The 24,395-nt window shown below is 61.0% G+C and carries 23 protein-coding genes and 2 pseudogenes; 13 read left to right on the top strand and 12 right to left on the bottom strand.

The genetic code is table 11. From position 1 onward, the window contains the following. Positions 1 to 11: 11 nt before the first annotated feature. From ACFPTO_RS23415 to ACFPTO_RS23405, 3 genes are all read right to left on the bottom strand, one after another. Positions 12 to 2,171, bottom strand: a complete 2,160-nt coding sequence (locus tag ACFPTO_RS23415) for an EAL domain-containing protein (RefSeq protein ID WP_377715183.1) — start codon at positions 2,169 to 2,171, stop codon at positions 12 to 14. A gap of 122 nt (positions 2,172 to 2,293) precedes the next feature. Further along, positions 2,294 to 2,596, bottom strand: coding sequence for a hypothetical protein (locus tag ACFPTO_RS23410; protein ID WP_377715181.1), 303 nt, complete (start codon positions 2,594 to 2,596; stop codon positions 2,294 to 2,296). A 436-nt stretch (positions 2,597 to 3,032) separates the two neighbouring features. Beyond that, positions 3,033 to 3,488, bottom strand: a complete 456-nt coding sequence (locus ACFPTO_RS23405; protein ID WP_377715179.1) for a CBS domain-containing protein — start codon at positions 3,486 to 3,488, stop codon at positions 3,033 to 3,035. A gap of 431 nt (positions 3,489 to 3,919) precedes the next feature. Here ACFPTO_RS23405 and ACFPTO_RS23400 point away from each other — a divergent pair, with 431 nt between their 5' ends. The 5 genes from ACFPTO_RS23400 to ACFPTO_RS23380 all read left to right on the top strand — a co-directional run bounded on the left by ACFPTO_RS23400 (position 3,920) and on the right by ACFPTO_RS23380 (position 8,803). Next, positions 3,920 to 6,163, top strand: a complete 2,244-nt coding sequence (locus tag ACFPTO_RS23400) for a TonB-dependent receptor (protein ID WP_377715177.1) — start codon at positions 3,920 to 3,922, stop codon at positions 6,161 to 6,163. 3 nt (positions 6,164 to 6,166) lie between these two features. Continuing rightward, positions 6,167 to 6,934, top strand: a complete 768-nt coding sequence (locus tag ACFPTO_RS23395) for a tetratricopeptide repeat protein (RefSeq protein ID WP_377715176.1) — start codon at positions 6,167 to 6,169, stop codon at positions 6,932 to 6,934. Next, entirely contained in the window at positions 6,931 to 7,614 is a 684-nt protein-coding gene (locus tag ACFPTO_RS23390) for a Fe2+-dependent dioxygenase (RefSeq protein WP_377715174.1), read from the top strand. Before ACFPTO_RS23395 ends, ACFPTO_RS23390 begins: the two co-directional genes overlap by 4 nt. Positions 7,615 to 7,875: 261 nt before the next feature. Then, positions 7,876 to 8,208: a DUF6693 family protein gene (locus ACFPTO_RS23385; RefSeq protein WP_377715172.1), complete on the top strand. Its 333-nt coding sequence runs from the start codon at positions 7,876 to 7,878 to the stop codon at positions 8,206 to 8,208. A 295-nt stretch (positions 8,209 to 8,503) separates the two neighbouring features. After that, positions 8,504 to 8,803 (top strand): hypothetical protein, encoded by a 300-nt coding sequence (locus tag ACFPTO_RS23380; protein ID WP_377715170.1) that lies wholly within the window; start codon positions 8,504 to 8,506, stop codon positions 8,801 to 8,803. A 186-nt stretch (positions 8,804 to 8,989) separates the two neighbouring features. Here ACFPTO_RS23380 and ACFPTO_RS23375 read toward each other — a convergent pair whose 3' ends face one another. The 3 genes from ACFPTO_RS23375 to ACFPTO_RS23365 all read right to left on the bottom strand — a co-directional run bounded on the left by ACFPTO_RS23375 (position 8,990) and on the right by ACFPTO_RS23365 (position 11,574). Then, complete coding sequence (locus tag ACFPTO_RS23375) at positions 8,990 to 9,412, bottom strand: hypothetical protein (protein WP_377715168.1); 423 nt, start codon at positions 9,410 to 9,412, stop codon at positions 8,990 to 8,992. Between the two features lie 88 nt (positions 9,413 to 9,500). After that, a complete protein-coding gene (locus ACFPTO_RS23370) occupies positions 9,501 to 10,745 on the bottom strand; it encodes an NAD(P)/FAD-dependent oxidoreductase (RefSeq protein ID WP_377715166.1) in 1,245 nt (414 codons plus the stop codon). Positions 10,746 to 10,776: 31 nt separating this feature from the next. Continuing rightward, positions 10,777 to 11,574: an ABC transporter substrate-binding protein gene (locus tag ACFPTO_RS23365; RefSeq protein WP_377715164.1), complete on the bottom strand. Its 798-nt coding sequence runs from the start codon at positions 11,572 to 11,574 to the stop codon at positions 10,777 to 10,779. Positions 11,575 to 11,733: 159 nt separating this feature from the next. Here ACFPTO_RS23365 and ACFPTO_RS23360 point away from each other — a divergent pair, with 159 nt between their 5' ends. Then, a complete protein-coding gene (locus tag ACFPTO_RS23360; RefSeq protein ID WP_377715162.1) occupies positions 11,734 to 12,711 on the top strand; it encodes an ornithine cyclodeaminase family protein in 978 nt (325 codons plus the stop codon). Between the two features lie 71 nt (positions 12,712 to 12,782). Further along, complete coding sequence (locus tag ACFPTO_RS23355) at positions 12,783 to 13,460, top strand: helix-turn-helix transcriptional regulator (RefSeq protein ID WP_377715160.1); 678 nt, start codon at positions 12,783 to 12,785, stop codon at positions 13,458 to 13,460. 89 nt (positions 13,461 to 13,549) lie between these two features. Here the strand turns inward: ACFPTO_RS23355 and ACFPTO_RS23350 are convergent, their stop codons facing one another. Next, positions 13,550 to 14,002 carry an Lrp/AsnC family transcriptional regulator gene (locus ACFPTO_RS23350; protein ID WP_377715158.1) on the bottom strand — a complete coding sequence of 151 codons (453 nt, stop codon included), beginning with the start codon at positions 14,000 to 14,002 and terminating at the stop codon, positions 13,550 to 13,552. Between the two features lie 117 nt (positions 14,003 to 14,119). On the opposite strand from ACFPTO_RS23350, the gene ACFPTO_RS23345 reads away from it, so the two are divergent. Then, positions 14,120 to 14,746 carry a LysE family translocator gene (locus tag ACFPTO_RS23345; RefSeq protein WP_377715156.1) on the top strand — a complete coding sequence of 209 codons (627 nt, stop codon included), beginning with the start codon at positions 14,120 to 14,122 and terminating at the stop codon, positions 14,744 to 14,746. Between the two features lie 147 nt (positions 14,747 to 14,893). Here the strand turns inward: ACFPTO_RS23345 and ACFPTO_RS23340 are convergent, their stop codons facing one another. Both ACFPTO_RS23340 and ACFPTO_RS23335 read right to left on the bottom strand, forming a co-directional pair. After that, positions 14,894 to 16,054 (bottom strand): M20 aminoacylase family protein, encoded by a 1,161-nt coding sequence (locus ACFPTO_RS23340; protein WP_377715154.1) that lies wholly within the window; start codon positions 16,052 to 16,054, stop codon positions 14,894 to 14,896. Positions 16,055 to 16,091: 37 nt separating this feature from the next. Continuing rightward, positions 16,092 to 17,318, bottom strand: coding sequence for a diaminopropionate ammonia-lyase (locus ACFPTO_RS23335; RefSeq protein ID WP_377715152.1), 1,227 nt, complete (start codon positions 17,316 to 17,318; stop codon positions 16,092 to 16,094). A 154-nt stretch (positions 17,319 to 17,472) separates the two neighbouring features. Here ACFPTO_RS23335 and ACFPTO_RS23330 point away from each other — a divergent pair, with 154 nt between their 5' ends. Together ACFPTO_RS23330 and ACFPTO_RS23325 are read left to right on the top strand one after the other, a co-directional pair. Then, positions 17,473 to 17,961, top strand: coding sequence for an Lrp/AsnC family transcriptional regulator (locus tag ACFPTO_RS23330; RefSeq protein WP_377715150.1), 489 nt, complete (start codon positions 17,473 to 17,475; stop codon positions 17,959 to 17,961). A gap of 171 nt (positions 17,962 to 18,132) precedes the next feature. Then, entirely contained in the window at positions 18,133 to 18,792 is a 660-nt protein-coding gene (locus ACFPTO_RS23325; protein ID WP_377715148.1) for a glutathione S-transferase family protein, read from the top strand. 203 nt (positions 18,793 to 18,995) lie between these two features. On the opposite strand, the pseudogene ACFPTO_RS23320 reads toward ACFPTO_RS23325, so the two are convergent. Then, positions 18,996 to 19,532 (bottom strand): annotated as a pseudogene (locus ACFPTO_RS23320) (winged helix-turn-helix domain-containing protein); the annotation flags it as partial. A 20-nt stretch (positions 19,533 to 19,552) separates the two neighbouring features. Here ACFPTO_RS23320 and ACFPTO_RS23315 point away from each other — a divergent pair. Together ACFPTO_RS23315 and ACFPTO_RS23310 are read left to right on the top strand one after the other, a co-directional pair. Further along, positions 19,553 to 20,023 (top strand): annotated as a pseudogene (locus ACFPTO_RS23315) (hypothetical protein); the annotation flags it as partial. 253 nt (positions 20,024 to 20,276) lie between these two features. Beyond that, entirely contained in the window at positions 20,277 to 20,525 is a 249-nt protein-coding gene (locus ACFPTO_RS23310) for a DUF4148 domain-containing protein (RefSeq protein ID WP_377715146.1), read from the top strand. 75 nt (positions 20,526 to 20,600) lie between these two features. Here ACFPTO_RS23310 and ACFPTO_RS23305 read toward each other — a convergent pair whose 3' ends face one another. After that, positions 20,601 to 21,023, bottom strand: a complete 423-nt coding sequence (locus ACFPTO_RS23305) for an ACT domain-containing protein (protein WP_377715144.1) — start codon at positions 21,021 to 21,023, stop codon at positions 20,601 to 20,603. Between the two features lie 244 nt (positions 21,024 to 21,267). On the opposite strand from ACFPTO_RS23305, the gene acs reads away from it, so the two are divergent. Next, positions 21,268 to 23,328, top strand: coding sequence for an acetate--CoA ligase (acs, locus tag ACFPTO_RS23300; RefSeq protein WP_377715348.1), 2,061 nt, complete (start codon positions 21,268 to 21,270; stop codon positions 23,326 to 23,328). Here acs and ACFPTO_RS23295 read toward each other — a convergent pair. After that, entirely contained in the window at positions 23,318 to 24,373 is a 1,056-nt protein-coding gene (locus ACFPTO_RS23295) for an alpha/beta hydrolase (RefSeq protein ID WP_377715141.1), read from the bottom strand. The two genes, acs and ACFPTO_RS23295, sit on opposite strands and share 11 nt — an antisense overlap. Between the last annotated feature and the right edge of the window lie 22 nt (positions 24,374 to 24,395).

Here is a 24,395-nt window from a genome sequence, read left to right as displayed (position 1 = left end):
GAATGTCCGAATTACACTGCGCCCAACATGATCGAATCGATCAGCTGCCGACGGGCCAATCGATAATCCGCACTGCGTTGCCCGTTTTGCATCGCAGCCGTGATCAAGGCGTGAGGTAGTGCCGAATCTCCAGACTCGTTCTCCAGAATGGACGCCATTTCAACAAAGAAATTCGTGAACGAGCAGGTCAGGCAACCCGGATCCTGGTGCGCCAACGTTGAAACCGCCGGAACTGCCGCGTTGCCGGCCGCCTTGAAGAGTTTCTCCAACCGCTCGAAAGCCGTCTGATCTTCGGAAATCAGATGCAGACGCTCTTCCCAGATCAATAAGCGGGCCAGTTTTCCCAACGGCGTTTTCGGATTCTGCGAAACGCACGCGCCAGGCTGGTTTCCCATCCATGCGACCACCTGCTGCGCCGGCATGGGACGAGCGATCCAGTAGCCCTGGGCGGTATCGACCCCGAGAAGCGCGATCGCCTCCAGCAGATCCTCGCCCTCGACGCCTTCGACGACCACACGCTTGTCGAGCGAGTGGCCCAGCCGCGTTAGTTGATAGATAAAACGCAGTACATCCAGAGCGTCCGTGCCGGGCAGGCTCACGATGCTCCGGTCGATCTTGATCCAGTCGAAGGGCAATTCACGCAAACGATGCAGGCTGCTATGCCCGGAACCGAGATCGTCTTCCGCCAGGTTGATGCCGAGCGCCTTGAATTTCACCAATTCGCGCGCCCCGTCGAGGCCCGGCAGCGTGGCGTCGGTTTCGAGCATTTCCAGCGTCAACGTGCCGGGTTCGCATCGATACTCTTGCAAAGCCTGTTGCGTGGCGTCGAAATAGCGGACATCGCTTAACGCGCTGGGCGGCAGATTCACCGACACTTTCAGATCGATTCCGCTTTTCAGCCAGCGATCCCGATGGGACAGCGCCTGCCCCAAGCCGCGAATATACAGTTCCAGAAAATCATCCGAGGACAGCGCGGGGAAGAACTCGCCAGGCGCGAGGAATCGATCGCCCTCCTGCAAACGCGCGAGCGCCTCGACTTTGGTGACGCGTCCGGTCCGGAGATCCAGCAGCGGCTGGTAGTGCATCTGCAGCGCGTCCGATCTGAGCAGCGTCGCCCAGCTTTGCCGCGTCGCAATCGGCACGGTACGCGTATGCCCTCCCAGATGTTCGATTCGCGATACGGCGAATGCGAGCAGCGTTTGCAGCAATTCGACGAAAGCCCGCTGATCCGCGCCGGTAAATCCGCCTGCCAGGGCACTGTACAAGGACAGAACGGCCATCGGAGCACGTCCCGGCTCGCTCAGGGGAATCGTGACGACGGAGCGAACGCCTTTACTCAGCGCAACATCCTTCCAGGGCGCGCCATGGGGATCCGTTTCGTAACTGAGAAGGTGTTCCGCCCTCCCGCTGCGCCATGCCCGGCCAATCGAGCCCTGCCCATGAGGATCGTCGTCGGTCGCCGTGATCTGCAACTGCTTGGAATGTTCGATATCCGCGATGAAGGACGCCATATTCTTCGATGCCGCCTCGAACCGGAAAACACCTCGATGGTCCGGCCGCCCCACCGAGCAGCCCGTCACCTCGTCGTGAGCACCGATGATTTCAATGACATTGCGGATGAGGTCGGTATAGCTCTCCGTATTCCACGCGAGTCGCGTGATACGCAGCAATACGTCCTGCCTTGCGCTCTGCAGACACTGATAAGCCTGCGCTTGCAAGGCCAGTTCACGCGTGAGCCGGCGCGCGAACACCCGGAGCGCTTCCGCATGCGCAGTCGTATCGACGTAACGGTGAACGGCAGCGAACACGAGCCCCCAAACCCGGATCAGTTCCTCTTGATCCAGTCCCATGACGGCGCAGACACGCCCGACGCGCAACGCCGTCGCACGGTGAGTCGCGGCAGTCAGATCGGGGGCGGCGAGTGCGTGCAGACTCTGGGTTTGTTGCGCTCTGAGACGCTCGACCTCCGGTTTCGACAGGGCTTCCAGGATGTGTCTCGACTTCGGCAAGCGCATCACACCTTCATAGAAGCGCTTGTCGATATCGGCTGCATGTTGCTGCAATGCTTCGCCTAGCGCGCTCAGGGCGTCAGTCCACGTCGGGCCGTAGAGCTGCGCCTCGTCATCCCTAGGTACGCTGCCGGGGGGAGCTTCAGAAGCATGGGTGAACATCGCTGGGCTGCCTCCAGAGTTGCCCTCGCTTTGCGCACATTCGCACCCCGGCAAACATGGCAAGAGCAGGTATCGACTCGAACCCGCGACAGCGGGCAATTACGTGTGTTTCGTGTGGGGACCTAATAGCTGTTCCACGTATCGACCGGACCGGCCGGTGCCGCTTTGGCCGGCTGAATACCGATCGCGTCAGCCATGCACGCTTCCAGTCTGCGTTCTTTTGTATGAAAAAAGATGCGATGAATCGACGCTCCGTAAAATCGAGGCCAACTCAGCACGGGCGGTAACCAGGGTTTTCGCACAAACGACAGTTTCATGGTTTTTTTATGATTTTCGGTGGAAACGCCGCCGCTCTGTGCGGGCACCTGCCGCCTCGCCACTGTCTGGCGAAACGCGGCATGGAGCCGATCGAGTGACGGCACCATTCGCGGTGGCGATGGCCAGAAATCAATACAACCACTACATACGATATCGGTTCGAATGACAAAGGCTTGAGCACTTTTTATCGTATGCGACGATATATCACACAAGTCAAGGAGATCAGGCTGTTTGGCGAACCAGCTCTTAAATAAACGCATAATGATGTGCAGGATTGCCGACTCGCTTCCCGACTGATGCGATGCACAACTGGACATTCATTGCGCAGCAAATTCGCAAGCCTTATTACATGTCCCTTGTGCCTGTATTTCATTCGGATATCGTCTGCTTTCCGCGAGCGCGGTAGGGACATTTTTTCAAAAGATCCGAAATGATTTCGCTCACGGCATTATCGAATTCGTCATACAGGATCACTCGATGAATCAACCCGATTCGAAGCGCGTGATCCGCGCAATATCGTCGTTGCAGTCGCCTTGCCTGGTGTTACGCCACCGCGTCCGCAGCGTCCATAGCTTCCTCAGCGTTCGGTAGATTCAGCACCGTCGCATAGCCCTTCAGCAGATCCCGCCAGCTCACGATCCCCACCGGCCTGCGTTTGTCGTCGACGACCGGAATGCAGGAGATTGAATGCGCGAGCAACAACTGAATGGCCTCCGCCACGTCGGCGTCGGGATGCAGCGTAATCGGCGTGCGGGTCATGATCTGATGCACGCGCTTGTTCAGCGTACCCACATCGCGCCGCGTTTCCACCACGCTGTCGATAAACGGGCTCAACGCGCGCAGCAGATCCCGATCGGACACGACGCCTTGCAGCGCCCCGTCTTCGAGAACCAGCAGGTGATGAATCGCCGCTTCCTTGAAGATCTCCCTGACCGTTTCCAGCGTGTCATCGAAACCCACCGTCACGATGCGCTTCGTCATGAGGTCTTCTACTTTCATTACTGCACTCCTTGCTTGCGATGGTTACTGAGGAAGGCGATCAGGTGCGGCGCAACGCCCGGCACGGCGACGCCGCGCAGGCCTTCGTGGACTGTCATCTACAACGTCCTCGGCTACGTCAGCGATGACCGCCGGGCGAGATAAATCCACGTTTCCTCCGCGACCGCGAAGGCGGTACGCCAGCCGCTTCGATTCCCGCTCTTCCCGCCGATCGTCTGCCCGGTGCGCGCACCGTCCGCAAGCCTCCCAGGGCGCCGCCTTTTTTGCATCCAAACAAGAACGCTTCTCATTTACCAAAATTTTAATTAGAATCCCACCCGAAAGCTTTTCGTAATGATTCGCGACGGGAGACGCATTCTGACAGATTGCTTCTCCCACCACATCCGCTATATCCGCCGCATCCGCCAAAGCCACACGAGGGAAACCCATCGATGAGACCGCATTCCGACGAGATCAAGCTCGGAAAATTCACCGCGCTATTCGGCGCACTGGCCGCGAGCCCCGCGTTCGCGCAGGACAGCACCGCAACGTCCACCGTCGACGCCGAACGACAGCTCGCACCGATCGAAGTCAAGGGCCAGGCCGAACACAGCTACAAGACCGAATTCGCGTCATCGGCCAAATTCACCGCGCCGCTCGTCGATACGCCCAAGTCCGTCACCGTGATCCCCGAAGCGTTGATCCAGAGCAGCGGCGCATCCACGCTCACCGAGGCGCTGCGCACCGTGCCCGGCATCACGTTCGGCGCGGGCGAAGGCGGCAATCCGCTCGGCGACCGCCCGTTCATCCGCGGCTACGACACGCAGGGCAGCATGTTCGTGGACGGCATGCGCGATATCGGCGCGACTACCCGTGAAATCTTCAATACCGAGCGCGTCGAAGTCACCAAGGGCTCCGACGGCGCATACGGCGGCCGCGGCGGCGCGGGCGGCAGCATCAATACCGTCACCAAGGCGCCGCATTCCGGCACGGCCGCCTCCGGCAGCGTCGGACTCGGCACGGACCGCTACCGCCGCTTCACCGCCGACGGCAACTGGCAGTTCGCCGATCACGCCGCATTCCGCCTGAACCTGCTGCGCCACGACAGCGACGTCGCCGGCCGCGACGTGGTGGACAACAGCCGCTGGGGCGTTGCGCCGTCCGTCGCATTCGGCCTCGGCACGCCGACCCGCGTGACCGCGAGCTACTACCACCTGTCGACCAACGACACGCCCGATAGCGGCATCCCGTATTTCTACACGTCGGCCAACAAGCCCGCGAACGTCGACACGATCTATCCGGCGAACGTCGACCGCCACAACTTCTACGGGCTGCGCAACCGCGATTTCCGCTACACCACCTCGGACATCGGCACCGTGAAGATCGAGCACGACATCGCGTCGTCGCTGACGGTGCGCAACATGACGCGCTACACGAAATCGACCCAGGACTACCTCTGGACGCAGCCCGACGACAGCCAGGGCAACGTCGTCAACGGGATGGTCTGGCGCCGCAGCAACAACCGCGACAGCGCGGTGTGGAGCGCCGCGAACCAGACCGAACTGTTCGGCGAGGCCATGACCGGTCCGTTCAAGCACAGCTTTACGACCGGCCTGGAGTTCTCCCGCGAATCGGGCCGACGCGATCCGTACACGGTGGCAGCCGGAACCGGTGCGATCTGCAAGGACGGGATCGGCGCCGCGTCGGGCTATAACTGCACGAGCCTGTGGTCGCCGAATCCGGGCGATCCGTGGGCGGGCTCGATCAAGCGCAACAACGACCCGGCCTACGCGCGCACGACGACGAAATCGATCTACGGATTCGACACGGTCGAACTGACGAAACGCTGGCAGATCAATGCGGGCGCACGCATCGACGACTACTCGACCCGCTTCACCGACACCCGCGCGAACGGCTCGAAAACGTACACGCGCGACGACACGCTCGTTAACTGGCAGGTCGGCCTCGTGTTCAAACCGGCGAAGAACGGCAGCGTCTACACGTCGTATGCGACATCGTCGACGCCTGCCGGCATGCTGCTCGGCGAAGGCCTGGAAGGACAGTCGCTGACACCGGGACGTGGCGGCGTCGGCGCGAACGCGGACCAGATGGCGCCCGAAAAGAACCGCAGCATCGAATTCGGCACGAAGTGGGACGTGCTGAACAACAAGCTGTCGCTGACGAGCGCGCTGTTCCAGATCGATACGACCAATGCGCGCGTGACGCTGCCGAACAACGAATATGCGATGGTCGGCAGCAAACGCGTGCAGGGTCTCGAACTCGGTGTCGCAGGCCAGCTCACGAACGCGTGGCAGATATTCGGCGGCTACACCTACATGAAGAGCGAACTGCGCGACAACGGCAAGGATGCGGCGAACAACGGCCATCAGTTTCCGAACACGCCGAAGCACAGCTTCACGATGTGGACCAACTACGACGTGACACCACAGTTCACGATCGGCGGCGGCGCGTTCTACATGTCGAAGGTTTTCGGCGACCCGGCGAACCTGCGCGCGGTGCCCTCGTACTGGCGCTTCGACGCGACCGCGCAGTACCGCTTCAACAAGCGGCTCGATCTGCAGCTGAACGTGCAGAACCTGCTGAACCGCACGTACTTCGACCAGGCGTATCCCGCGCACTACGCGTCGATCGCGCCGGGCCGCTCGGCATTCGTCACGCTCAACGCGCGCTACTGACCGATGCGGACGGTTTCGCTAACAACGCTCGCATCGGCATCGCCGGACCGGCTCGCCGCCGCGCTATCGGGGCCCCCCGAGATCGCGGCGGCGTGGATCGCGGCGGCGGCGGAGAACGGGATCGTCGAAGCGCAAGCCATCTACGGACAAATCCTGCTCGACGGGCGCGGCGTCGCGCGCGACCCCGCCGCCGCACTCACGTGGTTCAAGCACGCGGCTAACGCCGATCATCCGATGGCGATGAACATGGTCGGCCGGTGCTACGAGCACGGCTGGGGCACAGCCGCGTGTGCGAGCGTCGCCGTGTACTGGTTCCGCCTCGCCGCGCGCGCCGGTCTCGACTGGGGCATGTACAACTACGCGACGGCACTCGCGCTCGGCAACGGCGTCGACGAAAACCGCGCCGAAGCGCTCGCGTGGTTCGAAAAGGCCGCCGCACTCGGCCATGCGAAGTCGATCAACCTGATCGGCAGCTTCTACGAGGACGGCTGGGTCGTTGAAGCCGATCCCGGCACGGCGTTCGACCGCGCGTTCGATCATTACCGGCGCGCGGCCGTCGCCGGAGATTTCCGCGGACAGTTCAACTACGCGCGCTGCCTCGCCGCGTGCGGCCGCATCGAGGAAGCGCTCGAATGGATCGCCCGCGTGCCGCAAACGGCCACCCCGGCGTTCATCGAGAAGATGCGCGCGCATCTGGCCACGTCGCCCGTCGCCGCGTTTCGGGCAGCGGCCTCCTCGCTCCCTTCGCCCTTTCAGGAATCCGCATCATGATGCTGCATATCCCCGGCGTGCTGACCAAGGCGCAAGTCGCGCAATGCCGCGAGATACTCGATGCCGCCGACTGGATGGACGGCAACGTCACGTCCGGCCCGCAATCCGCGCTCGCGAAGCGCAACCGTCAATTGCCGGAAGGCTCGCCCGCCGCGCGCGCGGTCGGCGAAGCGATTCAGGATGCGCTCGCACGCAATGCGCTGTTCTTCTCCGCAGCGCTGCCGCTCAAGGTTTTCCCACCGCTCTTCAATCGCTACGAAGGCGGCGAAGCGTTCGGCACGCACGTCGACAACGCAATCCGGCTGCTGCGCGGCACCGATTTCCGCATCCGCAGCGATCTATCGGCGACGCTCTTTCTCGAAGAACCGGAAAACTACGACGGCGGCGAACTGTGCGTCGAGGACACATTCGGCGAGCATCGCGCGAAACTGCCGGCAGGCGACATGGTGCTGTATCCGGCATCGAGCCTGCATCGCGTGACGCCTGTCACGCGCGGCGCACGCATCGCGGCGTTCTTCTGGCTCCAGAGCATGGTGCGCGACGATGCCGAGCGCGCGCTGCTGTTCCAGCTCGATACGCAGATCCAGCAGTTCACCGCCGAAAAAAGCGGCGCCGATGCGGGCGTGATCGCGCTCACCGGCATCTATCACAACCTGTTGCGGCGCTGGGCAGACGCGTGAGAATTAACCAAACCACCCAGTAGTCTGCACGTCACTTGCGTGTGCGAACTTCTTCGCCATTGCACGCGGTACCGTCGTCATGTAAATTCTCGCGTTCATCCTCACATGGCCTGAAATCGGTCTTAGCACAACGAATCAAGTCGAACCGCATAACCCGTGCAGCCGCGAAAGCGGCTATTTTCTCGCCGCACCCATAGTTTTTATGTATTAGTCGTTTCTTTTTCTAAGATTCGTCCTATTTCAACCACGCATGAGAAAAGCATGACCAACCTTTCCCTGAAATCGAATCTGACCATCACGGACATCATCGGCCACGCGGTCATCTGGATTCTGCTGATGTTCATCACACTCGGCCTCGCCATGTTCGTCTATCCGTACTACCTCTATCGGTTCGTCATCAACAAAACGGTTACCGTCAATCCCAACGGCATGGTTACAGGCCGCCTGGAATGCACGATCGACCTCACAACGATTACCGGCAAGACCGTGATCTGGACCATCATCTCGATCGTCACGTTCGGCCTCGGCTATTTCGTCTTTCTCTACAAGATCATTGCGCACTGCATGGATCACACGCGACTCACCCCCGCCTGATGCTTCAGGACAAGGTCGAACGGCGGGTGTCCAGTCGCGACGAAACGAGGAAACGAGGAAACGAGGAAAACTTCACTCCTCGACGAGGTCGTCGAAGATTCGACCGTCGAACTCGATCGTGAACGGTTCGGTTCGGCGTTCCGGCGCGAGGTTCACGACGGTGATACCAGACCGGGTTCCTGATACGCCCGGTTACGAATCTCGCAACGCCGTTTCACCTTTTCCGAGGTCCGCCACCTACACTCCGACCCGTGCTCACCAACAACGCACGCAACGGACGGCAGGAGTGGCGAAAATGAACAAGACGATTCTCGGCGTGGTATTGGGCGCGGCCGCATTGGTCGCGTCGACGGCGGCAAGCGCGCACGTGGACGTTGACGTGGGGATTGGCGTACCAGGCGTCATCTACGCCCCGGCCGAACCGGTGTACGTTGCGCCTCCGCCACCACCTGTCGCCTACGCGCCCGTTCCGTATGCGATGGGCTATCCCGGCTACGAAGACTGGCGTGCACGCAGGTGGCGGGAACACGAATGGCGAGAACGTCGCGAGCACCAATGGCGCGAGTGGCACGACCGCGGCGACCACGACGATTAAGCCGATTCGACGCGTAATACGAGGCAGGCGCCAATCATGAAACTGAATTGCCGGGTCGGTATGTTCGATGCGCCTGCTACGACGGGGGCGACGTTTGCCTCCTGTGTGTTCGCTCGCTGCCACGCTCGGGATGCGTGGCTGTAGAGGAACTCGACTGGCTTCCCGGAAATTGGGAGCCCGTCTGTATTATTTCCCCGCGGGCGGCTGCGGATTGTTGGCGGGGTTCGTATCGAACCGGCTCACGCTCTCGATGCCGACCTTGCCTGCGAGGGCCGAAAGCCTTGCATGCAGCCAGTCGGCCGTTTCCCGGTCGTAGACCTCCTCCCCGCGCACGTAGACCGTAAACGACTTCAGGTATTTCGCCTTTTTCTCGGGGTTGTCGAGCGTATCCTTCGTCCATTGATACAGCGGATAACGGTCCCGCCCCGCACTTTCCGCCTCTTCGACATATTCGGCGAATGCATCGAACTGGCACTTCAACGAAGCGTTGCGCTCTTGCAGGAGGGCCTCCAGCAAATCGCGGCCCTCATACGGTCCATGCGCGCGCAACGCATCGGCCAGTCCGGGTACGACGGTGATCCTGATCTGGAATTGCCAGGTTTCTGCCATGTCTGCCTCCTGTGGTTAATGATCATTCCGCTCATCGGGTTCAAGAAGTCTACGCAGGATGGCGGTGGCGTGTATCGACACGCGCGGGTTAGCCAAATCGCGCTGGCAAATACGGCATGGGATCGATGAACGGCGTATCGCCGACGATTTGCTCGGCAACGAGGCGCGCCGAGACCGGCCCGAGCGTGAGTCCATGGTGATTGTGACCGAATGCGAACCACAGCCCCGCGTGGCGCGGCGCAGGCCCAAGTAGCGGGCGCATGTCGGGCGTACAGGGGCGCAAGCCCATCCACGGCGTTTCGTCCAGCCGTACGCCGAGACCGAACGCGGGACGTGCCTCGCGCTCGGCAGCGTCGAGCTGCGCGTAGTTGGGCGGACGCTCGCGCGTGGCAAGCTCTACACCCGTGGTGAGACGCAGGCCGCGACGCATCGGCGCAACCACGTAACCGCCTTCGATATCCACGACCGGGTGCACGAGCGGCGCACGCGCCTCGCTCGCGTAGTGCATGTGATAGCCGCGCTTGACCATAAGTGGTACGCGGTAGCCGAGCGGCTGCGTCACCAGATCCGACCAGGGACCGAGCGCGACGACCGCAAGCCCGGCACTCAACGGTCCTGCGTCGGTCAGCACGCGCCAGCCCTTGCCGTCGGGCATCAGCGTGCGCGCATCGCCGTGTGCAAATGCACCGCCTTCACGCAGGAACAGTTGCGCATAGCCCTTCGTCAGCGCGCCAGGATCCGTCACGCACGCGGGATCGATCCAGTGAATCGCGCCCGCATAGCCCTCGCCTAACGATGGCTCCAGCGCCCGCAAACCCGGCGCATCGAACATCCGTACATGAAGGCTGTGTGCGTCGGCCACCTCGCGGGCCGTGCGCATTTCACGCTCGAAACCGGCGGGTGAGCGCCACGCTTCGAGCCAGCCGACGGGTCGCACGATTTCGCGCATGCCCGCACGCGCGATCAGCGCCTCGTGCTCGGCCACGCTACGCTCGATAAGCGGCAGCATGTCGCGCGCAGCGTTTGCGAGGCGCGCCGGCGACGACTCGCGCCAGAAAGACGCGAGCCAGCGCGCGTAAGCAGGCAATGAACGCACGTCGTAGCGCAGCATGGTCGAGTTGTTACGCACGAGGCGCAGCAGCATGCGCCAGTCGCGCGGAAAACCGTAAGGCACGACCGACGACGACTCGATCAACCCCGCATTGCCGTGGCTCGTTTCCTCGCCGGGCCCGCGCCGGTCGACGAGCGTGACCTGCACGCCGCGCGCCTGCAGATGCAGCGCGACGCTCACACCCACGATGCCCGCGCCGAGAACGATCGCGCTCTTGCTCATGTGCCTGCTCCGGATTGCAAAGTCACCGACATTACTTCGCAACGATATCGCGGCCGAAGTACTTCATCGAGAGCTTCGTCAGTGTGCCGTCCTGGCGCAGCGAATCGATCGCGGCGACCACCCTGGCTTTGAGCGCCGCGTCGTCCTTGCGCATGCCGAAGCCCGTGCCTTCGCCGAGCGTGGCCGGGTCCGTGAGCGGCGTGCCCGCGAAGTCGAAGCCCTTGCCCTGCGGTTTCGCGAGGAAGCCGTCCGTGGCGGTCTGCACTTCCTGCACCGCACCGTCCAGACGCCCGGCCGCGAGATCCGCGAAAATCTGGTCCTGGTTCTCATAGGAGACGACGTTCACGCCCTGCGTGCCCCAGTGCTTGCGCACATAGTCTTCCTGGGTCGAGCCTTGCAGCACGCCAACCGACTTGCCATTCAGACTGGCGGGCGTGGGCAGCAGCCCCGAGCCGCGCTTCGCCACCATCTGGATCGGCATCACATAGATGGCAGGCGTGAAGGCAATCTGCTGACGCCGTTTCTCGGTGATGTTCATCGCCGAATCGATGACGTCGAACTTGCGCGCCTTGAGCGCGGCAATCAGGCCGTCGAAGCTGTTCTCTACCCACACGCACTTCATCTGCAGCTTCTGGCACACCGCATTGCCGATGTCGATGTCGAAGCCTTGCAGATCGCCCGAGGGCGTCTTGCTCTCGAACGGCGGATAGGACGCCTCCACGCCAAAACGCAGCGTTTTCTGGTCCTGCGCGAGCGCAGCACTCGCCGTCATGCCCGCAAAGCACGCGAGGCTGGCTGCAGCCGCGAGGCGAATGATTTTCCTGTTCATCGTCGTCACCCAATTCGTAATAAGTGTCTGTTCAAGTGCGTTGCGTTGTTATGCTGCATCCTCTCCCGAGAGGCCGCAGCCGCAGGAGGAATATAGACGAAAACGAAAAAATGTCTAGAATGGACAAAAATGTCTACATCGCGACTCAGGAGCCCCAACATGAACGAGACGTTTCAACCCATCGCCGCGCCGCTCGTCGTCGACGCCGCCCAGGTGCGCGCCGCTCTGCCCAGCCTCGACGTGCGAGGCGAACTGACCCGCCTGTTCGCCTCGCTCGGTCGCGGTGACGCCGTGCAACCGCCGCAGACGCTCGCGCTGTTTCCGAAGCAGGCCGGCGACTTCATCACTTATCTCGGCGTGCTTGCTGAAGCGGGCGTCTTCGGCGCGAAGCTCTCGCCGTACATCGCGGGCGCCGACGGCCAGCCGCCCGTCATCACCGCATGGACCGCGCTGATGTCGATGAAAACGGGGCGGCCGCTCATGTGGTGCGATTCGGCGCTGCTCACGACCGAGCGCACGGCGGGCACCACGGCGCTCGCCGTCGACCAGCTCGCGCCGCGCGAGGCGAAACGCCTGGCCGTGATCGGCTCGGGCGCCGTCGCGCTGGCGCACATTCGCCATGTTGCGCCGCTGCGCGCGTGGGAAAGCATTCGCGTCTACTCGCCGACGCTCGCCGGCAACGCACAACGCCATGCCGAATTGCGCACGCTGGACGCACGAACAAGCGTGACGGAGACGACCGAAGCCTGCGTGCGCGACGCCGACGTGGTGATGCTGTGCACTTCGTCGGGCAAGCCCGTGCTCGCGCTGGATGCGCTGACGAAACCGGCGCTCATCACTTCGATCAGCACGAACGTTGCGTACGCACATGAGATCGATCCGGCCGCGCTGCCGACGCTCGACATATACTGCGACTATCGTCACACCACGCCGCAAAGCGCGGGCGAAATGGTGCTCGCCGCGCGCGATCACGGCTGGTCGCCGGATGCGATTGCGGGCGATCTTGCCGAACTCGCGAACGACGCGTGCCCGCGACCCGCTTACACTCGTCATGCATTCTTCCGCTCGATCGGCCTTGGTCTCGAAGACATGGCCGTTGCGAACGCGCTTTATGAGCACCTGCGCACTGCCCGGTGACAGGTAAAGGTAACGCCAGGTAAAACGCACCATCATCGACGCCCTATCTGCCGCAACCCGGCCCCAGTCCGATGCCGAAACGAGAAAGCGACACAACCCGCGTGAAAAAGATCGCCAGTCCGAAAACGTCGCGCGACGTGCTGCTCGCGCGCTACGCGCACGTGGCGGACAGCATCACCACGCTGTTTTTCCCGTTCGCGGAAGTCGTGATTCACGACCTCTCGGACCAGACCGTGGCGTATCTCTCGAACAATCTCTCGAAGCGCGAGATCGGCGACGACTCCGCACTCGAAGACGTCGAGGAAACCACGCGCAACAAACTGCTCGGCCCCTACGAGAAGGTGAACTGGGACGGCCGGCGCATGCGTTGCGTGAGCACGGCGCTGTTCGACGATGCAGGGCGCGCGGCGGGTGTCATGTGCATCAACTTCAACATTGCGGCTTTCGACGACATGCAGGCCACGCTCAATCTCTTCCTGCGTGGCGCGGGTGTGATCGCGCAGCCCGAGGAGCTCTTCAAGGACGACTGGCAGGAACGCATCAATACCTTTCTGCACGGCTGGCTTCGCGAACGACAGATCGCACTCAACTCGCTCACGCGTGACCACCGGCGTGAACTGGTCGAGGCGCTGTACGCCGAAGGCGCGTTCAAGGGCAAGAGTTCCGCCAACTATGTGGCGAAGGTGTTGGGCATGGGGCGGGCGACGGTCTACAAGCATCTGCGCGAAATGAAGGTGGACGCCGAATAGCGCGCAATGGATCCGCTGCGTATGGGGCTAGCCTCAAGGTTCGACCTTCGTCGCACGAAAACACGCTTTTTCCAAACGACCTCTCGCTTTCACAATGGAAGCGGTCGGTCCTGAAAAATGCTCTTCATCACGAGAGTCGACGTCAACTTCAAAACGGACGGCAGCGCCGTTAAACGGCGATCGTAGAGTTCCTGGAACGCTTTCAAGTCCCGCGTGACGACATGCAGCATGTAGTCGGGCTCGCCGAAGAGGCGCTCGGCCTGTGTGATTTCCGGAATGCCTACGAGAGCGTTCTCAAACGACTGGATACTTTCGCTGCTGCTTTCACTCAAGGTCACGAAGACGATTGCGGAAAAATTCAGCCCGACAGTTGCCGGGTCGATTGTGGCGCGGTAACCGCTGACCACCTGTGCACTCTCGAGTGCCCGCAGCCTCCGCTGGCACGGAGACAGGCTCAAGCCAACCCGCTCGCTTAGCTCGGTGATTGAAAGTCGTCCATCTTGCTGAAGCTCGGCAAGAATCTTGCGGTCGATTGTATCCATGCGCGAAATGTTAGCGCCCAACGACGCTCGCAGGCAAGAAATAGGGAGCACTTTCCAGTGCCAAAACCGTAACATTTCTCGCCTTGGGCGTTGGCCCGCATAACCGGAAGTGGCGCAGTGGAAGCTAGTTTGGTGACGGCGTTCTGGGTCGTCTCGTTCTCGTTGGTCATGGTCCCGGGCGCGGACTGGGCTTATGTAATTTCGGCAGGACTGCGTGGTCGCGTAGTCGCACCCGCGGTCGGCGGAATGTTGCTCGGGTATCTTGCAATCACGATAGTTGTGGCAGCAGGCATCGGAAAACTCGTCACGAGGGTTCCGTCCGTTCTGACCGTTTTAACGGTTGTCGGCAGCGCATATCTGCTCTGGCTGGGCATTCGGACATTGATGCGTCCGCCCGAACTCGCCGCCGGTCAGGATGAAATGCAGAAGGGTCCGTGGAGCTGGTCGATGCGCGGTTTTGCAATCAGCGGCCTGAACCCCAAGGCGCTTCTTCTGTTCATCGCCCTCCTGCCTCAGTTCGTCAGACCTCAAGCCGGATGGTCAGCCGCCGGCCAGATCGTGGCTCTGGGACTTGTGCACATGCTCAACGTCGCCGCGGTCTACTCCGTCGTCGGCCTGGGCTCGAAGGCTGTCCTGGGCACGCGCCCCAAAGCGGCACGCAGGGTGGGTCAGCTCTCCGGTGCAGCAATGATTCTGGTTGCAGCGCTCCTCTTCGCTGAACAGGTCTACGCTTTCGCACGATAGTCTGTTCGCGGAAGCTAACTCAACGCTCTTCCCTGGCGGTCCGAGGACGAAACTGACCACGCCATGCGGCCTCCTCTCGGTTCCTGACCAATCATTCTGTGAGGGGAGGCAAAAGCCTGCCCGCCTGGTTTCGCCTCGGGGCTCGTGTCAGGCTTGCAGTGCCAGTCGGGCGACTTCCGCGAAGTAGCGTGCGCCGACCGGGAGAATGTCATCGTTGAAATCGTAGGTGGCATTGTGGAGCGGCACCCCTCCCTTGTCGCTGGCCGTTCCGTTTCCGATGAAGATGAAGTTGCCGGGTACGACCTCAAGAAACGCACCGAAGTCTTCGGAAATCATCATCGGCTGTACGTTCGCATCGACGTTGTGCCCGCCTGCGACATTCCTGGCGGCTGCGACTGCCACATCGACATATTGGGGTGTGTTTACCGTCGGCACGAATTCATGGGTGTATTCGAATTCGCACTCGACACCGTGCATGCGGCAGACGCCCTCACTGATCTCACGCATGCGGGTTTCCAGCATTTTCTGGATGTCCGGGGAATAGCTGCGCGTGTCACCTTTGATCGTGACGTTCGACGGAATGACATTGCGGATTCCATCCGTGATGATTTCCGTGCAGGAGATAACGGCGGACTGACTCGGGTCCAGACTGCGGGAAATAATCGTTTGCAGCCCGAGCACAATCTGCGATGCAATGACGATCGGGTCGATTCCCATGTGCGGCCGTGCGGCATGTGTACCGCGCCCCTTGATGCGAATGACAAAGTTGTCTTCGCTCGCCATGATGCCGCCGGCCCGCGTCGAGAAGCTACCCGCAGGCATGCCCGGCATATTGTGCGCACCGAAGATGGCATCGACCGGAAACCGGTTGAACAGACCATCTGCCATCATGGCCTTCGCGCCGCGACCATGCTCCTCCGCGGGCTGGAAGATGAATCGCACGGTACCGCTGAAATCCCGCTTCTCGGCAAGCAGCCGCGCGGCGCCCAGAACCATCGCCATGTGGCCGTCGTGCCCGCAGGCATGCATTTTCCCGGCGTTCGACGATGCGTGCGGTCGCATCGGCGCGTTCTCAGCGATGTTCAACGCGTCCATGTCGGCGCGAATGCCAATCGCGCGCTTTCCATTGCCGACCGTGAGATTGGCGACGAGTCCGGTGCCACCGATATTTCGATGGACATCGAGGCCGAGTGCCTTCAACGCCATGGCGACATAGTCGGAAGTCTGTACTTCTTCGAATCCCGTTTCCGGGTTTCGGTGCAGCTGATGGCGCCAGCTTTTCAGCTGCTCCTGCAAAGATGTTTCCATGACGTGCTCCTCGTCGTGCTGATTCGACCGGTAGTATTCAGTGAACAAGGGCCCTTATCCATTCGCTTTGGCGGGTAAGCACTGCCTCGGCCGACTCGCCGACAAGCGCCCGATAGACAGCAGGCGCCGTTGCTCCCTCCGTGTTGATGACGAGAACACGGGACTCCGGACCGAGACCTGCAGTGCGCGTAAATTCCTTGCTGCGCATTGCGACCACGAGACCGGCATATCCCGCCGCGCCCGACTCACCGGCCACGACAGGGATGTCCCGTTCGGAACCTGCGGCAAGCGACTGCATTGCGGCCACCGCGTCGTCGTCGGTGATGGTCATGAAGTAGTCGACGCATCGTTCGAGGATTTTCCAGGCAAGTGGCGATGCCTCTCCGCAGGCAAGGCCCGCCATGACCGAGTCGACGTTACCGGTCGCCTTCGTGGCGTGTCCGGTCATTGCGCTCTGGAAAAGACAGTCGGCCTGTTGAGGTTCGACCACGATGAAAGACGGACGTTGTGAACCGTATCGCTCCCAGAAATAGCTCGCTACGCCAGCTGCGAGACCGCCGACCCCGCCTTGCAGAAACACGTGCGTGAAGGGGCGGCCTGCCGCTTCGTTCAGTCGCTGAATCACTTCTGCGGATATCACGCCGTAACCTTGCATGACGTCACGCGGAATGACTTCGTAGCCCTCATATGAGGTATCCGACACAACGTGCCAGCCGTTTTCCGCAGCCAGCTTTGCCGCGTGTTCGACCGAATCGTCGTAGCTTCCGTTGATTCGGATGATGGTTGCCCCGCACTGCGCGATAGCTTCTTCGCGCTCGACGCTGACATTCGCATGAAGCACGACTACGCACTGGCAACCGATATCCCGGGCCGCCGCTGCCAGCGACCTGCCATGATTTCCATCGGTTGCGCTAACAACCGTCATGTTGGCCAGCAACGTCGCGTACTTTCCGCCAAGTAGCCCCTTCGGGTCGAGGTCATGCGTATGCCACTGTCGCAGGATGAGACGAATCAGGGCGATGGGCGCACCAAGTGCCTTGAAGCTGCCGAGCGGCGAGCGAAACGACTCGTCCTTCAGGCTCACCCCTGCAATGCCCAGTGCCGTGGCGGCGTCCGGCAGGTCCCACAAAGGCGTTGCCGACTGGCAAATCCGGTCCCAGTTGGCCAGCCAGGCTCCGCTCTCGTCTGCCGACTGAATGCTCAGGATTCTCTGAAGTTCCTTCGGATACGAGGAGCGCGAAGCGCGGGGATTGGCAATCAGCATGATAAGAAAACTCCGTGTGGCAACGATGCATCTGTCTTGGGACGCGTGTCCGGCAGGCGCCTCAGTCACCCGCAGCAGGCGACATATGGAGAGTTTATTGCGAAGCGAGTGTTAATATTTATCTATGTTGAGACTCGATTCGAGAAAAATTATCATGGTCACCGACAACAGGCCAGTGGAGCTGGACGGCTTCGACTTGAAAATCCTGGCCATCGTCCAGCGGGACAACCAGACTCCCCACCGTGAAATCGGCGAAAAAATCAACCTGTCCGTGCCCTCGGTCGCGCGGCGTCTGCAAAGATTGCGCAGTGCTGGCGTAATCGCAGCAGACCGCAGCGTGCTCAATCCCGATGCACTGGGCTCGCGCATCACGATCATTACGCACGTCTCTGCCGAGAGCGAAGCAATTGAACTGCTTGACCAGATGAAGGCGCGATTCGAGGCCTGTGAACAGGTGCAGCAGTGCTACTACGTGACGGGGGACGTCGACTTCATCCTGATTTTTTGCACGCGGGACATGGCCGAATACACCGCGCTGACGCGGACGCTTTTTTTCGCGGAAGGAAACGTTCGAAGCTTCCGCACCTTTGTTGCAATGGAGAGGGTGAAAACGACGTTGGATATCCCGGTCGCGAGTGCATAGCCCGATGTGCCCGAAATCGCCCGCGTAAAGATTGAGGAAAACGCGCGGGTAGCGCCACACGTATCGGCTGGATACTCATTCGGCTTCTTTCCAAACGGCCGCGCGGCCGATTCGGCACAGCTTACACAGGCCAATTCATCAATCATGGACACACGTTAGCGAGACTTCAAAATGAGCCAGACAACGCTGCTTTTGCACGACGCCGACAGCCCCGCCCCGCGCTGCCTGCGCATGTACCTGCTGGAAAAGGGATTGCACATTCCCAGTGTGATGGTGGATGTTTTTTCAGGGGAAAACCGCCGCGCGCCATTTACCGATCTCAACCCGGCTGGGCAAACTCCGGCGCTGACGTTGCCCGACGGCTCCGCCCTGGCCGAATCCGTGGCCATCGTCGAGTATCTGGAAGAGCTTTATCCCGAGCCTGCCCTCATTGGCGCCACGCCGCTGGAACGCGCGGTGTGCCGACAGTGGTGGCGGCGGGTGGAGCTGAATATCACCGAGTTTATCCACAACGCCTTTCACTATGCGGAGGGGATTGGACGCTTTCGCACACGCATACCCGTCGTGCCCGAAGCGGCAGACGGACTCAAGCGTGTGGCACAAGATCGCCTGGCCTGGCTCGATGCGATGATGGGCGCAGGCCCGTATCTGTGCGGGCAGCGCCTGACGGCCGCAGACATTTGGCTCTACGTCTGGCTGGATTTCGGTGCTTCGGTGGGTCAGCCTTTTGATCGCGGTCTGCCACACATAGGCCCGTGGTTCGACCGCATGGCGGCACGCCCCAGCGCAGAGGCCAGTCGCAAGCCGTTCGTGGACAGCGCAACGGCCTGAGGCACGGCAGGCTGGAATGAATGCAGCGATGCCCGACATTGCTGCATTCAAAACCACAATTGAACCGGAATACATGCTTCTGCAAACGTCGTGCAAAGCGATTTTCCCGTCGGTACGGGGGCTCTCTTCTCAAGCGCATGGTCGACGAACGCAAGCGAAAAGCGCATGCCGAAGAGACTCCGGTGGGCCGTCATGCATCGCACTCACGCGAGCATCCCGATGCGGTAACCCACTCCGTGCACATTGTGGATTGCGTCGCCCCCCAGTTTGCGGCGCAGATTGTGAACATGCACCGGGATCGCGTTACTCTCTATCTCCTCGTTCCATCCGTACAGGCGCTCCTCGAGTTGCGCCCGCGTGACCACGATTTCCGGATCCCGCATTAGCTCCTGTAGCAGTGCGAACTCTCGCGTTGTCACCGATACCTCCTGGTCACGCAACCACACAAGGCGTTGCGCGGGATCGAGTCGCAGCGCGCCGACTTGCAGTAACGGTTGCGCGCGCCCCGTCTGATGCCGGCTCACGACGCGGATGCGTGCCAGCAGTTCAGCGAATTCAATCGGTTTGACGAGGTAGCCGTCGGCACCGCCGTCCAGGCTCGCGACTCCGTCCGGAACGGCAACGTGGGCCGTCTTCACGATCACGGGCGTCGCATCATTTCGCTGCCGCAACTTCGCGAGCAGCGTCAGCCCGTCCTTTCCAGACACACCGATATCGAGCAGCACCAATCCATACGAGGTCACCTACGCTGCATGAAACGGGGAACGGGCTGACGCGCCCTATCTGCGTTCTGTTGTCGGACAAGATCGGCCGCGAAAACACCATGGTGATCGTGTTCGTTGGCGAAGGGCTCGCGTTGCTCGGGATGAATGCTTACGGCCACAATCCCTACGCCTTCCTTATCTTTGCGCCGCTGATATTCCTGTTCTGGGGCGAAATTTTCTCAATCTTCCCGGCCATCTGCGTGGATACGTTCCGTAGCAAATACGCGTCGTCGAATGCAGGCACGCTGCATACGGCAAAGGGCACCGCAGCGTTGCTCGTCCCGATTGCGTCGCTGATGGCCGCCGGCGGGTCATGGGAGCCTGTACTGATCGGGCGGGGTGACGGGAAAGAGACAGCGCGCGCCGTTTGCATCGCGTTTGCATCGTTCGCATACGTTCGTTATCTGGCGCCGGTTCCGGGCAGACGCACGCCGGACCATCCCCACATCCGGGTTGTACCGGGATAACGGATCGTTGGGCATCTGCAAGCAAGACAGTACGTACGCGACAATGAAATTCGACAGCGGCGAGCAAGTGGCGCTCTCTGGCCCCTATCCAGCTGGATTTGGGGCCAAACTGCAGGGTATCTGCTACCGAAAACGCCAGATGTCCTGCAAACGTTAACTGTTGCGTAAGTCTGTACCGGCAAGCTGGTTGTGTCAGCTACTGACCCGCTCCGGGTCCGCAGCGCTGACACATGACTAGCTGGAGGCACAGACTATGAACCGGATACTTAAACTGGCCGCTATTGCGGCCGTGTTGCTTGTACCAGCCCTTTCACCCGCTCAACCGTCCAATGGGCCGGTCACGCGTGCCCAGGTGCGTGAAGAACTCGCACAGCTCGTAAGCGCCGGTTACAGACCAACTGGGCGAGACAACAAATATCCAGGCGACCTATGGGCGGCCCAGGCGCGCGTTGCCGCCGCCATGGGCCACCCCACGACGGCCCCGAACGGGCAACACGATTGATACGATTGTTGAAGGGACATTTGAACGTGGCCAGGATGCGGGCATCCATAACTGATGAAATGCCCGCTTACCGCCTCAAACCCCCTGCAGTATCTCCATGGCCTGACTGCTATCGTCCAGCGAATCCAACGCCAGATAAGCGACAAACTGTGTTCCGATGACAGCGGCCGAAACGCCGCGCAGATTGATGCCCTTCCCGGCAATCTTCCGGGTCAATTCGGCGATGATGCCCGGCTTGTCCGCGCCCATCACGCGCACGGAATGAAGGCTTGATGTGACGTTAAAACCCGCCTGCGTCGCGGCACGAATTTCATGGTCGTTCTGCAGGGGAGCGACAAAAACGATGCTCCTGCCCGGTGTTTCCGGGGTGCGACGCGCAACAATGAACTGAAGATCCGCGCCCGAGTCACGCAGAACCTCCAGCGCCCCGGCGAGTCCGCCGGGCTTATCGTCGATGCTGGACGCCCAGACATCGACGCGTTCGACGAGTAGATCCATGGTCAGCCCTCCCAACCGTTGTCCGTCAATCAAAATCTAGTTCACCGATGACCGGCGGGCAACCTCGCCGCGCCGTCGCGACACCGGGAAGTCGTCCACCAACCTTGTTAACGCTCCCGCGTTGGACTTAAATAAGTTTATGCAGTCCACCGTCACATCCGGTACCCTGGATGGCGACAGAGAACCCGCGAAAGCGTGCGGATGTCTCGTGGTCGAGGCCGTCCGGGGTCAAGGAGGAAGCGTTATGTCCCGAGACAAGTCGCCCCGCCACTCCGCCGCCGAACAGCAATCCTCCGACGCTACCGAAGCGCAGATCGCCGTGCATTGGCCGGAAGAGGCGTATATCCCGCCGCCCGCGCCGTTCATCGCGCACGCCAATCTCGCTGATCCGGATGTCTTCGAACGTTTCTCCCTCGACCGCTTTCCCGAATGCTTCAAGGAATTCGCGGATGTGCTCGACTGGTACAAGTATTGGGAGACGACGTTCGACGCAAGCAATCCGCCGTTCTGGCGCTGGTTCGTCGGCGGCAGGATCAATGCCTGCTACAACTGCGTGGACCGGCACCTGGCCGCATACAGGAACAAGACGGCGATCCATTTCGTGCCCGAATCCGAGGACGAGGCGGTCCAGCACGTCACCTACCAGGAGCTTTATGTCCGCGTCAACGAGTTCGCCGCCCTGTTGCGCGACACCTTCGGGCTGAAAGCCGGAGACCGGGTCACGCTGCACCTGCCGATGGTCGCGGAGCTGCCCATTACGATGCTCGCGTGCGCCCGGCTTGGGGTGATCCACTCGCAGGTATTCAGTGGTTTCAGCGGTGTGGCCTGCGCCGACCGTATTCTGGACTCAGAAAGCCGCTTGCTGATCACGATGGACGCTTACTGGCGCGGAGGCAAACTCATCGATCACAAGGAGAAGGCCGATATTGCGTATACGGAAGCCGCTGGCCGGGGGCACACAATCGAAAACGTGCTGGTATGGCAGCGCTACCCGAGCCGATATTCGAGTCCGACGGCGCTGGTCGAAGGACGTGACGTCATCGTCAATGACCTGCTCAAGACCTTCCGGGGCAAACGCGTCGACCCCGTGCAGATGCCGGCCGAGGCGCCGCTTTTTCTCATGTATACGAGCGGCACGACCGGGCGCCCGAAAGGATGCCAGCACTCGACCGGAGGCTTCCTGGCCTACGTGGCGTGGACGTCGAAATATATCCAGGACATTCATCCCGAAGACGTCTACTGGTGCATGGCCGACATCGGCTGGATCACGGGCCACTCCTACATTGTCTATGGACCGCTGGCGCTTGGCGCTTCGTCTGTCGTGTACGAGGGCGTGCCGACCTGGCCCGATGCGGGGCGCCCGTGGCGAATCGCCGAAAACCTTGGGGTGAACATCTTTCATACGTCGCCGACGGCGATCCGGGCGCTGCGGCGCAGCGGTCCCGATGAGCCGGCGAAATACAACCTCCGCTTCAAGCACATGACCACGGTGGGCGAACCGATCGAGCCCGAAGTCTGGAAGTGGTATCTCGAGTCGGTGGGCAAGAACAAGGCGGTCATCGTCGACACCTGGTGGCAGACGGAAACCGGCGGATTTCTGTGCAGCACGGTACCCGCGCTCCACAGAATGAAGCCTGGCAGCACCGGCCCGGGGATTCCCGGCATTCATCCGGTGATTTACGACGACAATGGCAACGAGCTCGAGCGCGGCTGCGGCAAGGCGGGCAATATCTGTATCCGCAACCCGTGGCCCGGTGCGTTCCAGACCATCTGGAAAGCACCGGAGCGCTACGTGAAAACGTACTATGCCCGCTACTGCAAGGACACGAAGAGCAAGGACTGGCGCGACTGGCCCTACATGACCGGCGATGGCGCGGTGGAAGCGGCGGATGGCTACTTCCGCATTCTTGGCCGCATCGATGACGTAATTAACGTCGCGGGCCACCGTCTCGGCACCAAGGAAATCGAATCGGCCGCCTTGCTCGTTCCGGACGTCGCCGAAGCGGCCGTCGTGCCGGTCGCCGATGAAATCAAGGGCAAGGTGCCCGAACTCTATGTTTCACTGAAGCCGGGCATCGAGCCAGCTGCCGAGATTGCGAAACGTGTTTCGGACCAGGTCGTGGCACGGATCGGTGCGATAGCCAGGCCTCATCAGGTCGTCATCGTTCCCGACATGCCCAAGACCCGCTCCGGCAAGATCATGCGGCGCGTGCTCGCGGCGATCTCAAGTCATCAGGATCCGGGAGACGTTTCCACGCTTGCGAATCCCGAGATCGTGGACACGATCAAGGAGCTTAACAAGTAGAGGCTGGATTAACCGTGGGTGGGTTATTTACGTAATTTTTTCGGAACCCGAAGCAGCCATTCGAATTTTCAGAAAGCAGCCATTCGATCATCATTTTGTGTACACGGGCGCTTGTGAAGATCCCGAAGTGATTTGTGTCCGGGACAATCTGAAACTGATTTGCAGGGGATTCTCGAGCGAATAGCGTCTGCAGGCGCTGAGCATCGACGGCCTCGTCATGTTCGCCGATGAAAATCACCGCTTTGCCGGCCAATCCGCGCAGGTCTGAAGCGTACCTGCTACGCGGGTGATAGGATGTGCTGAGACGGTAGGAATAGGAAAGTGTCTCGGTACCGTCCCAGAATCGCACGGGCTTGTTGAACTCAATGACTGGAAGTGCATTGAATCCGCGAATGCCGAATGCATTGAGCGTGGCCATTCCGATGAGACGTCGCGTGTGAAGTTGTGCCCAGCCACTTGCTGATCCCTCTCTAAGGGTCGGGGAGGTCGGGATTACGGGGCTCGACAACAGGAACCGCGAAACGAGTTGAGCGTGGGTGCCGCCCGCAAAGCGGATCACAAATCCGCCACCGCTGGAGTGGCCTCCGAGTATGAGCGGTCCGTGGTGGCCCTGTCTCCGCAGTTCGGCGATCAGGTCGGCAATGTCGTCTTCCAGTTGGCCTATGTATTCAACATCTCCTTGATGGCGGCCAGACTGATAATGGCCGCGAAGATTCGGCAGAATGACCTTCGCAGCGCCTGATGCGCTCACAGCGGAGGCTAGCGCATGGTAGGAACGCCCGTGATAGGACGATCCGTGTATGAAGATCAAGATCTGGTCTGCCGGGGAATCATAGAACCGATAGGCGAGTTGCTCGCCATCTCCGGCAGGGTACCGGAGAAGAGGAGGCAAATCTGTATCCGGTGTTGATTGCAACGCGCCAAAACCGAAAACGTCTTTTTCCGTTCGAGCTGGACGCGGCTCGGTCGCCACCATTGCAACAGCAATGCAAACAATCAGCACTGTTACCGCAAGAGCAGTTCCGACTCCGAGCAAGATAGTCAAAGGTGCCTCCGCTGTCCAACTT

This window comes from Paraburkholderia denitrificans (assembly GCF_042655705.1).
Classification (GTDB): Bacteria; Pseudomonadota; Gammaproteobacteria; order Burkholderiales; family Burkholderiaceae; genus Paraburkholderia; species Paraburkholderia denitrificans.
The sequence above is the reverse complement of the archived record's forward strand: the minus strand, read 5'-3'. Positions and strand labels throughout refer to the sequence as shown.

What these genes read in the sequence shown, in the direction of transcription:
- ACFPTO_RS23350 (WP_377715158.1), bottom strand. Translation starts at nt 14,002, where the DNA reads ATGGATACAATCGACCGCAAGATTCTTGCCGAGCTTCAGCAAGATGGA.
- ACFPTO_RS23310 (WP_377715146.1), top strand. Translation starts at nt 20,277, where the DNA reads ATGAACCGGATACTTAAACTGGCCGCTATTGCGGCCGTGTTGCTTGTA.
- ACFPTO_RS23380 (WP_377715170.1), top strand. Translation starts at nt 8,504, where the DNA reads ATGAACAAGACGATTCTCGGCGTGGTATTGGGCGCGGCCGCATTGGTC.
- ACFPTO_RS23335 (WP_377715152.1), bottom strand. Translation starts at nt 17,318, where the DNA reads ATGCTGATTGCCAATCCCCGCGCTTCGCGCTCCTCGTATCCGAAGGAA.
- ACFPTO_RS23370 (WP_377715166.1), bottom strand. Translation starts at nt 10,745, where the DNA reads ATGAGCAAGAGCGCGATCGTTCTCGGCGCGGGCATCGTGGGTGTGAGC.
- acs (WP_377715348.1), top strand. Translation starts at nt 21,268, where the DNA reads ATGTCCCGAGACAAGTCGCCCCGCCACTCCGCCGCCGAACAGCAATCC.
- ACFPTO_RS23415 (WP_377715183.1), bottom strand. Translation starts at nt 2,171, where the DNA reads ATGTTCACCCATGCTTCTGAAGCTCCCCCCGGCAGCGTACCTAGGGAT.
- ACFPTO_RS23390 (WP_377715174.1), top strand. Translation starts at nt 6,931, where the DNA reads ATGATGCTGCATATCCCCGGCGTGCTGACCAAGGCGCAAGTCGCGCAA.
- ACFPTO_RS23305 (WP_377715144.1), bottom strand. Translation starts at nt 21,023, where the DNA reads ATGGATCTACTCGTCGAACGCGTCGATGTCTGGGCGTCCAGCATCGAC.
- ACFPTO_RS23325 (WP_377715148.1), top strand. Translation starts at nt 18,133, where the DNA reads ATGAGCCAGACAACGCTGCTTTTGCACGACGCCGACAGCCCCGCCCCG.
- ACFPTO_RS23385 (WP_377715172.1), top strand. Translation starts at nt 7,876, where the DNA reads ATGACCAACCTTTCCCTGAAATCGAATCTGACCATCACGGACATCATC.
- ACFPTO_RS23365 (WP_377715164.1), bottom strand. Translation starts at nt 11,574, where the DNA reads ATGAACAGGAAAATCATTCGCCTCGCGGCTGCAGCCAGCCTCGCGTGC.
- ACFPTO_RS23360 (WP_377715162.1), top strand. Translation starts at nt 11,734, where the DNA reads ATGAACGAGACGTTTCAACCCATCGCCGCGCCGCTCGTCGTCGACGCC.
- ACFPTO_RS23375 (WP_377715168.1), bottom strand. Translation starts at nt 9,412, where the DNA reads ATGGCAGAAACCTGGCAATTCCAGATCAGGATCACCGTCGTACCCGGA.
- ACFPTO_RS23395 (WP_377715176.1), top strand. Translation starts at nt 6,167, where the DNA reads ATGCGGACGGTTTCGCTAACAACGCTCGCATCGGCATCGCCGGACCGG.
- ACFPTO_RS23355 (WP_377715160.1), top strand. Translation starts at nt 12,783, where the DNA reads ATGCCGAAACGAGAAAGCGACACAACCCGCGTGAAAAAGATCGCCAGT.
- ACFPTO_RS23405 (WP_377715179.1), bottom strand. Translation starts at nt 3,488, where the DNA reads ATGAAAGTAGAAGACCTCATGACGAAGCGCATCGTGACGGTGGGTTTC.
- ACFPTO_RS23410 (WP_377715181.1), bottom strand. Translation starts at nt 2,596, where the DNA reads ATGGTGCCGTCACTCGATCGGCTCCATGCCGCGTTTCGCCAGACAGTG.
- ACFPTO_RS23400 (WP_377715177.1), top strand. Translation starts at nt 3,920, where the DNA reads ATGAGACCGCATTCCGACGAGATCAAGCTCGGAAAATTCACCGCGCTA.
- ACFPTO_RS23340 (WP_377715154.1), bottom strand. Translation starts at nt 16,054, where the DNA reads ATGGAAACATCTTTGCAGGAGCAGCTGAAAAGCTGGCGCCATCAGCTG.
- ACFPTO_RS23330 (WP_377715150.1), top strand. Translation starts at nt 17,473, where the DNA reads ATGGTCACCGACAACAGGCCAGTGGAGCTGGACGGCTTCGACTTGAAA.